The organism is Amphritea pacifica (assembly GCF_016924145.1).
Classification (GTDB): Bacteria; Pseudomonadota; Gammaproteobacteria; order Pseudomonadales; family Balneatricaceae; genus Amphritea; species Amphritea pacifica.
Map to the genome: position 1 here is coordinate 1 of NZ_JAFFZO010000035.1, position 7829 is coordinate 7829.

A 7829-nucleotide genomic window follows, 5' to 3' on the forward strand; every position below is an offset into this window, starting at 1 on the left:
GAATGACCTTTTTTGCCAAATCAACGCCAGCAATGCTAATGTTCATATCACGGACTCCAGTTGGTTGTGTGAGAACTGTCAGCGTACCTCGCATCCTGTTCAGGGTCGAGGGGAGTCCAATTATCTATGCAAATTGGGAAAACTGGCTGGGGGCTTTTTGAGCTTTGAGATTTGGCTCATCCCGCTCTTTCCTCACCTCTTCCCCCAAAGAAATAAGCACAATAAGCGAATTTTGGCACAACACAATAAGCGAACAACAGCACATAGAAGCACCTCGAAAAAAGCAACTAATCTGTTTCTTAACGGTAAATAGCAACATATACGTTTCATTATGAATTCACTACTCGAACAGATCAAAAAACGCCGTATCGCATTGAAACTCAAGCAGCACGATATGATGCTGCGCGTTGGTATATCGCGCCAGCAATATCAGCGTTTGGAATCCAAGGGCAACCCTCGGCTTGATACTCTTGAGTTAGTCGCTAAGGGGCTTAAAAGTGAATTGCTGCTGATACCACAGGAAAAATTAAATGCTGTGCTGGCGGTACTGGCCGACGATACTATTTCAAACTCTGGGCCATCAACTGGGGCACCAACCAAGCCAGGCCAGACGGGAAAAGAACAATGTAACCCACTGGCCGATGATCCATGGCAAGGTTTGCTGGGAGAAAATGAATGAGCGCAGTGCCAACAATGCTCATGTCATGCGCATAATCCAGAACAATGTTCTTATTCTCCCCAAACCAGCCACTCGTTTATGCTGCATTCCCAAACACGAAATGCTAACACGCATTGATTGCGACACTTTCCTAAAACCAGAACGATATCCTCTACAGGCGTAGCGTATTATGAGTAATCTTTATACGTTGTTAGCGGCGAGCAGATCGGCAACCCAGCGCCTCCACTATGCCTTTAAGCACTACGTCCTTTTTCAATCCCCAATCAAGTGCATTAATTCGAAGTAATTTCCAGCCTCGCATACTTAACACAGCAGGAATATGGACATGTGCTTCAAATGGGTCAAAATCATTTCTACCTTCTTCACACAACAAGCCCAATGCATATTTTCCTGAATCGTCTGGATCGGTAATGGCCACATCGATACGAAACTCAGAACCACCGACATCCAATTCTGCTAGATATCCCATCTTTTCAAGTTCCAACAGTATCTGGACTTTGAGCGGGACGAAGTGTGGGTTTGGCAACTCAATTACCTGTCGACCAACAATATGGGCTCCGCGCATAACATCAAGCACACGATCTGCCTCACTACGACGACCATCAGACATACGCTGACAATATTCAAGAAAGCCCTTAAACAGCCGTGGACCTTTATGTTTGGTATTAGCTACCGAAAGCATCGTTGGCTCAAAAGAGGATACAATATGTATCGCCTTTTTGGCACGAGAAGCCGCAACATTGAGTCTACGCTCACCACCATGCTGACCAAGCGGGCCAAAACGCGCAGGCACGTACCAATCTCCCTTTCCGTCCTTTCTTTGCCGCTGGCGTGGTGCATGACCCAAAGAGAAAATGATCTGATCTCGTTCATCACCCTGAACATTCTCCAGGTTTTTCACAAAAGGCCTTTGATCTAACTGATTTGATGAAGCAACTTTATGGTAAATTTCTGCAAACTCGGAATCATCAGCACATCGAATATCTATTACATCAAGAATCGCTCGACGTTGCTTTAAGTTAAAAGTAATGATGCCAATAGAAGACTCGGGATTTTCACGTAACAAACTGTAGATAAGATCAACGACCGACTCAGCTTCTTTAACGTTTGTCCCATCCTCATAGACTGCATTTTCCACCTTGTGCCAAGAGATAGCGGCTGGAGCTTGACGGCTACATATGGCAGGAATCGTACGTAAATCACCTTCGTAGATTGCGTGGTTGGAAAATGCAATAAGCTCCTCAAATTGACAGCGATAATGCCAGGAAAGTCGGTGGTGAAGACAACGGTCACGGGCAAGTACCAAGAGCGATTCAGCATCCATAACATCCAGCGGGATGTTGGTTTCGCTCTCCGATTCATCATTATCCGCACTAACTTTAAAGTAATTACTCGGCGGCATTTGATGTTCGTCACCTGCTATTACCACTTGTTTGGCTCTCATAAGCACCGGCAAACCCGTTTCCACCGTACATTGAGAAGCCTCGTCTATGATCACCAGATCAAAAATAGGTTCTCGGGGGAAAAGCTGAGCCATAGTTTCCGGAGACAGAAGCCAAACAGGCATCGCATCCAGCAAGCCTTTATTCAAAAATTGTTTTACAAAACTTCTCATAGGCATCACTCTACGCTGCTTACGAGCCTCCCTAAGCATCGCTTCCTTTATAGACTGCAGAGGAGTACGCCGGGCACCTTTTTCAGCAGAAGGCTCAAGGCTCCATTCACTATTATTTTGGAAAGCGACTACTGCTTCACCAACATAACTATGTGACTCCTGATGCATCTTTCGGAAATGTGAAGCTATACCTGCTATTTTCTCGGCTAAAAGGCTGTTAGATGATGTCAAATCAGCTTGCGATGCAAGCAAATGTTCGGATATAGCTTTAGCCCAGAGGCCGGTTATTAATGAATCCCACGATGTTTGTTTACCATCATCAAGTAAAGCCAATGCTTTCAACAAAACAGGGGCGTCACCCCATTGCTCAGTCATATTAGCCAGTAAATGATCCGCCTTAACTACGTCGTCAAAGTCGTACCCCCAGTTTTGTTGCATTTCGCTCAAAAGATGCAGTGAGCTCCCAACAGTCAACCATGGAAAGGACGGTTTAAGACGTGTGATGGCTGTTTGAAGCGACAAATAGGTCGCAATGACTTTTTGCAGAGATTGTGCCGAACGAAATAACTTCATTAGCACACCATCGGCTTTATCATCTGCAGCCCATGCTCCTAATAAACGGAAAGTGTCTCGGCGTTTCAGCATGCCCATAAATACAGTAATCTGGTCCTTTATTACAGGCATACTCTCTACCGTAGCGGGCAGTTTTAACTGGGGAGCTTGCTCAGAAACGGTTTTACGGACTTGCGTCAGGTAACTCAACGCAAACAACACCTTAAGCATTGCTTCAATGCGCTCTCCCCAAGCTCGCCAGCCTTCTGGATTAACAGGCACGGGTAAAAGAGATAGGGGCTGAAGTTGATGCTCCACTGCACTGATACTTTTAGCCAATTGTTGGGCATCACTGATGGCGTCAAGAGTTGATTTAGCTTCTTCGATAGAATTAGGCACATATTCCATTTTTGCTAAATCAATAAGAATATCGAGCTTTTCCCAGCAAACGGCAGATATTCGATAACTCTCAAATTTAGCCAAAAACGCTGGTGACAAATTCACCGCTTCTCCAGAATTCCAGTTTAACTTGACTTGAGAACAGAACACACTTCTCGCCGACCACCAACCAAGGTTAAAGAATCGCTGCCAACGTCCAAGATTTTGTCTGACAATGCTATAAGCATCGGAGAATGACTTCGTACTCACCCATTTTGTGCGAGTTTGGTGCCTTTCTAGGGCTTCGCCGGATTGTTGCCAGAAAGAAACACATTGACGGAATGTGGCTGACAGTTTCTCTACATCACAGCACTCAAGCCAAGCTGAAGCAGCACGTAAAGTACTGTCATTATGTGTATTCACCAACTTTTTCATTGCTAAAAGCGCGGGGCGTGCCTGCACAAGCTGTTTCAGTGTAGCTTTATCTGAATTCAGGCCTGACTCGAGCAATTGCTGTTCAAACTCACATACTGCTCTGTCATATGCAAAGATAGAGTCTGAACCATATGTGGCCAGTAAAATGAAGAGTGTCTGAGCCTGCGCCCTCTCAGTTGCACTTTTCATCAGTGTCAAAAAAGAGTTTATTTCTTCCTTAAGAGAAAATATTTTTCTGAGAGTTTCCACGTCTAATGGAAGACTCGCTGAGCGGAAGGCTGTCTCAAATTCGGTTCGTGCTTCTACAGCAACATCCAAATTATGCTGGACCAACTGGCGTTCAGTTTCACCGGCATTAGCAAAACTTGATCGATCATTCTCACCCTTTGGACAACACCAAAGACTGTCTTTAGCCCATAGTTTCGCGTATCTAGCCAATTGATCAAACCCAAAGGCTAGAGTTTCAATTTGACTAACTGAAACCTGATAAAGTGATTCAGGTAAGGTTACCTCAAGAAGATCTAATCCACTCGACAACGTGATCGCCTGCCCTAGTGTTAATCCAGACTGTTCTAGACAGAGTAGGTCCTGAAACATTCTCAAGGATGATGAAGCCTGTTCCAGCTGTTCAGACACCTTCGATAGGGTGTCAGAAGCGTAAGTTACTATCGGTTGTTTGTTTTCAATGCGATCTACAACCTGCGCGTAAAGACCTTTTCGATCATCTTTTACATCATGAACTAGTGCGAGTAGATGCCTTAAACCCTCGGCCTGCATCCGGTTTACCACTACATCTAATGCGGCTCTTTTCTCACACACTACTGCAATTTTTTTCCCTTGTAATAAGGCATCACAGATCAAGTTAACGATAACCTGGCTCTTTCCCGTTCCCGGCGGTCCATCAATAACCATTGCTGGCGTTGATCTCACGATAGACATAACATGACGCTGAACCGGATCGGCCTGAATGATAGGGAGGCAAGGTTGTACGCTTTCAATCTTATGCAGCTCGCTACTACTATCTTCTACAAGTGATTTAAGCTCACCCGGCAACAAATTAACCGCGCTGGAAAGCAATGGCGCGGCTGAAACATTGCCGTTAAGCTGTTCAATCAGACCATCATAGTCATGCAACAAATCTGAACGCGATTGTGGAAACAAACCTAAAACCGCACAATTTTCCAACTCAATACGATCATCCAACCAATCATCAAATTCCTCATTACGGTTCCGAAGCGACCGTAATTCAGCAAGCTCACCTATAATTTTATAACCTTGAGATGCCAAAAACGCCAATATCTGCGTCTGCCCCTGCCTAGCCGCTTCGTCTGCTAGGGAAGCCAGAGATTCTGTCCACGTTTTTTTGACAAGCCTGGCCATTGTTTGAAGCAACGCCTGGTTAGCCATTGCGCTATCTTCACGCGGTGTCGCAAGACTAATAGATGAAGCCGTTCGCCGAAGATGGACGTTGTGTAAAATAAGCGGCGCACGTAACAGATAGCCATTCAACATTGCCGAAATGAATGTGGTACCCAGATACAACTCATCAGCCCCGGTTTCTTCCACTCGACTGAGGTATTCCCGCTGAAGGTCAATGAGCAGTCTTTGGCAACGTGAAGCTGCTTCATGTCCTTGAGCATCTTCAGCCTCAACAAGTACAGCATCAGCTTCGCCGCGAACTAGCTCAACAACTCGTTCTGACAAACCAACAGAAATCCCTTCTAACTGGTAACAGTCAAAGCTACGGCCCCTTCGTATCTCTCGTAATCGAACAGAAGGGCTCCGGCCATCTCCTGAAACTAGCTTATCCCGTAATTTAGAAAGAGTGCCGAGTAACCTTTGTGCCGCCTCCCCAGCGGCAATAGAAGACTTGGGAGATGATACAGCAGGTATCATACCCCGCCAGACCAACTGATGTAGTGTGTCTAGCTTCTCTGTCAGTTCAGGCTCAATGTTTACATCGAACTTTGATGCTGCAAGATGCAATTTCCGACGAACTTTCTCAGTGAATCTGGCTTCACCAGTAAGACGAAAAAGTCTTCGAGCAGTAACCTCACGAGCACCTAGTTTTTGCGTACGTTGAAAAAAAACCTGAAGCACATGGTTTACCTGTTGCGCTTCCGCTGTAAGTGGAATAGCTTCCTCAACGGCAACTTGATGTGCTGCATCTACAGGAGCCTCTCCCAGCATTCCAGCAAGCAGCCTGTGAAATAATATTGAACAGCCTAGAGAATCACCAATTTTCAAAAGCGTGCCAAGCTCTTCTGTTGTCACCTGACCATCAGCAGCAACAACATGGAACAGCAACATGAAAAGGCTACGCTGAGCCCGTGGCCCGCTTGCATATAGAATCGGTGCCAATTCCTGAAAGCGATAATACGCGCTTTCCCGATCCAGATACTCTCGCCAATCAGGGACAAGGTGTTCGAACACCCGCTCAATGGCTTCAACTTCAGTTTCGTGCACCTCTCCATCTGCATGCGCAACAAGCACACAAGCAGCTAACGCACATTCTTGGACCTCTGCCAGAGGCTCTTCAAATACCTGCGCATCGTCAAGCTCTATATAAGGTTGACCAAGTATTTCAAGGATTTTCTGATCTACATCCTCCAACCTTCGTGTCCCAGGACCAAGCCCTGTGAGATCACGATAAACGTCCGTTTCGCTAAATAGCCATTGCGCCCACGCTCTTAATCCATGCTCCGGGTGGCTTGTCCCCTCAGCCGTTTCTCCTTCCTTACGCATGTAATCAATCAGGGCTTTTGACTGCTTCAAATAGGCCTTGGTATCCCAGTTGAGTTCGTTAGACGGCAAGCCTGTTACAACCACCATGCTTAAACGTAGCGCACTTTCCAGTCCACCACAGGCAAGCAAACCAAACCTGTCTGCGGTAAGTTCAGCGGACATACTCAATTTCTGAGCAACTTTAACCCAGGGCTCTGGCGCAACTTCACTATAAAGAATTTGTCTGGAAACAAGAGATATGGCACTCTCGGGGTTAGTTGTACCATGTGCAAGGAAATGACCAAGCTCGTGCCCCATCACACAGCGTAGCCCTTCATCATCGAGCAATGCCAGTAAACGACCTTGAATTTCAAGCAACACAGGTTCAGAACAAAAGTGAATGGCTGCATTTTCAGAGCCCGCTGCTTGATAGATCTCTACGGTAGTATTAATGCCAAAACTAGCCGCACAGTCGCGTGCTGCAGCATAGGCTTTAGGCGACATTCCCTCTGAAAGAAGTAGAGAGCGAGTCATAAGCTGACGACGAACCTGATTTCCTTTTGGCGGCTGAATCGGCTGTAGCTTCCCAAGCAGCTCTTTGAGCTGCCCCGAATATAAACGTTCCCCGCTGAAGCGAATTTTTTCAATCTGACTAGCCTGCAGCGTAGGTTCCCTGCTTAATATTTCCATATGTGACAGTTTCCTTTTTTGCTTATCTAAAGCACAACTTCTAAATTAATATAGACCCTATCAGAGTACCATTGAGTTAATCTTTGAGCCTGTTGCCCGCTTCTCAACATAATCCATATTTACCACAACAGCACATAACGACGTGAATACCCGATGTCTCATTGAAACTTAATTTTCCTTGCTATTATGAGATAGATACAGTCGTTATACGTACCACCTAGACGCTTAAAATTTACAAATGGCTTACGTTGCGATGTATCTGACATTTATAAATACATCGGAAATTAAAGAGGCGAAATAATCCACCTTAAATCAGATATCTCCACTATACCCCTCTGATCAGGCACAAAAAAAGCATATCTTTCGATACACCTCTGATTATTACGTTGGTAGCGAGGGCCAGATTTGAACTGACGACCTTCCCAGGCTTTTATAGAGAGCCGAGCCCGACGCTTTCTATACCAATTTACAAACTGAATTTCAGGCAAAAAAAGACCAACCTTGCGGCTAGTCTTGTTTTTCCGTTGTGGTAGCGAGGGCCAGATTTGAACTGACGACCTTCCCAGGCTTTTATAGAGAGCCGAGCCCGACGCTTTCTATACCAATCTACAAACTGAATTTCAGGCAAAAAAAAAAGACCAACCATGCGGCTAGTCTTGTTTTTCCGTTGTGGTAGCGGGGGCCAGATTTGAACTGACGACCTTCCCAGGCTTTTATAGAGAGCCGAGCCCGACGCTTTCTATACCAATCTACAAA

Annotated in this window: 3 protein-coding genes; 2 read left to right on the forward strand and 1 reads right to left on the reverse strand. The window is 45.6% G+C overall.

Translation table 11 applies throughout. The features are described 5' to 3' along the window. A partial coding sequence (locus JW499_RS17670) for a hypothetical protein (protein ID WP_205211829.1) occupies nt 1-313 on the forward strand: 313 nt, incomplete at its 5' end. A gap of 18 nt (nt 314-331) precedes the next feature. Continuing rightward, nucleotides 332-679, forward strand: a complete 348-nt coding sequence (locus JW499_RS17675) for a helix-turn-helix domain-containing protein (RefSeq protein WP_205211830.1) — start codon at nt 332-334, stop codon at nt 677-679. Between the two features lie 190 nt (nt 680-869). On the opposite strand, the gene JW499_RS17680 is transcribed toward JW499_RS17675, so the two are convergent. Then, nucleotides 870-7073: an AAA domain-containing protein gene (locus tag JW499_RS17680; protein WP_205211831.1), complete on the reverse strand. Its 6204-nt coding sequence runs from the start codon at nt 7071-7073 to the stop codon at nt 870-872. Between the last annotated feature and the right edge of the window lie 756 nt (nt 7074-7829).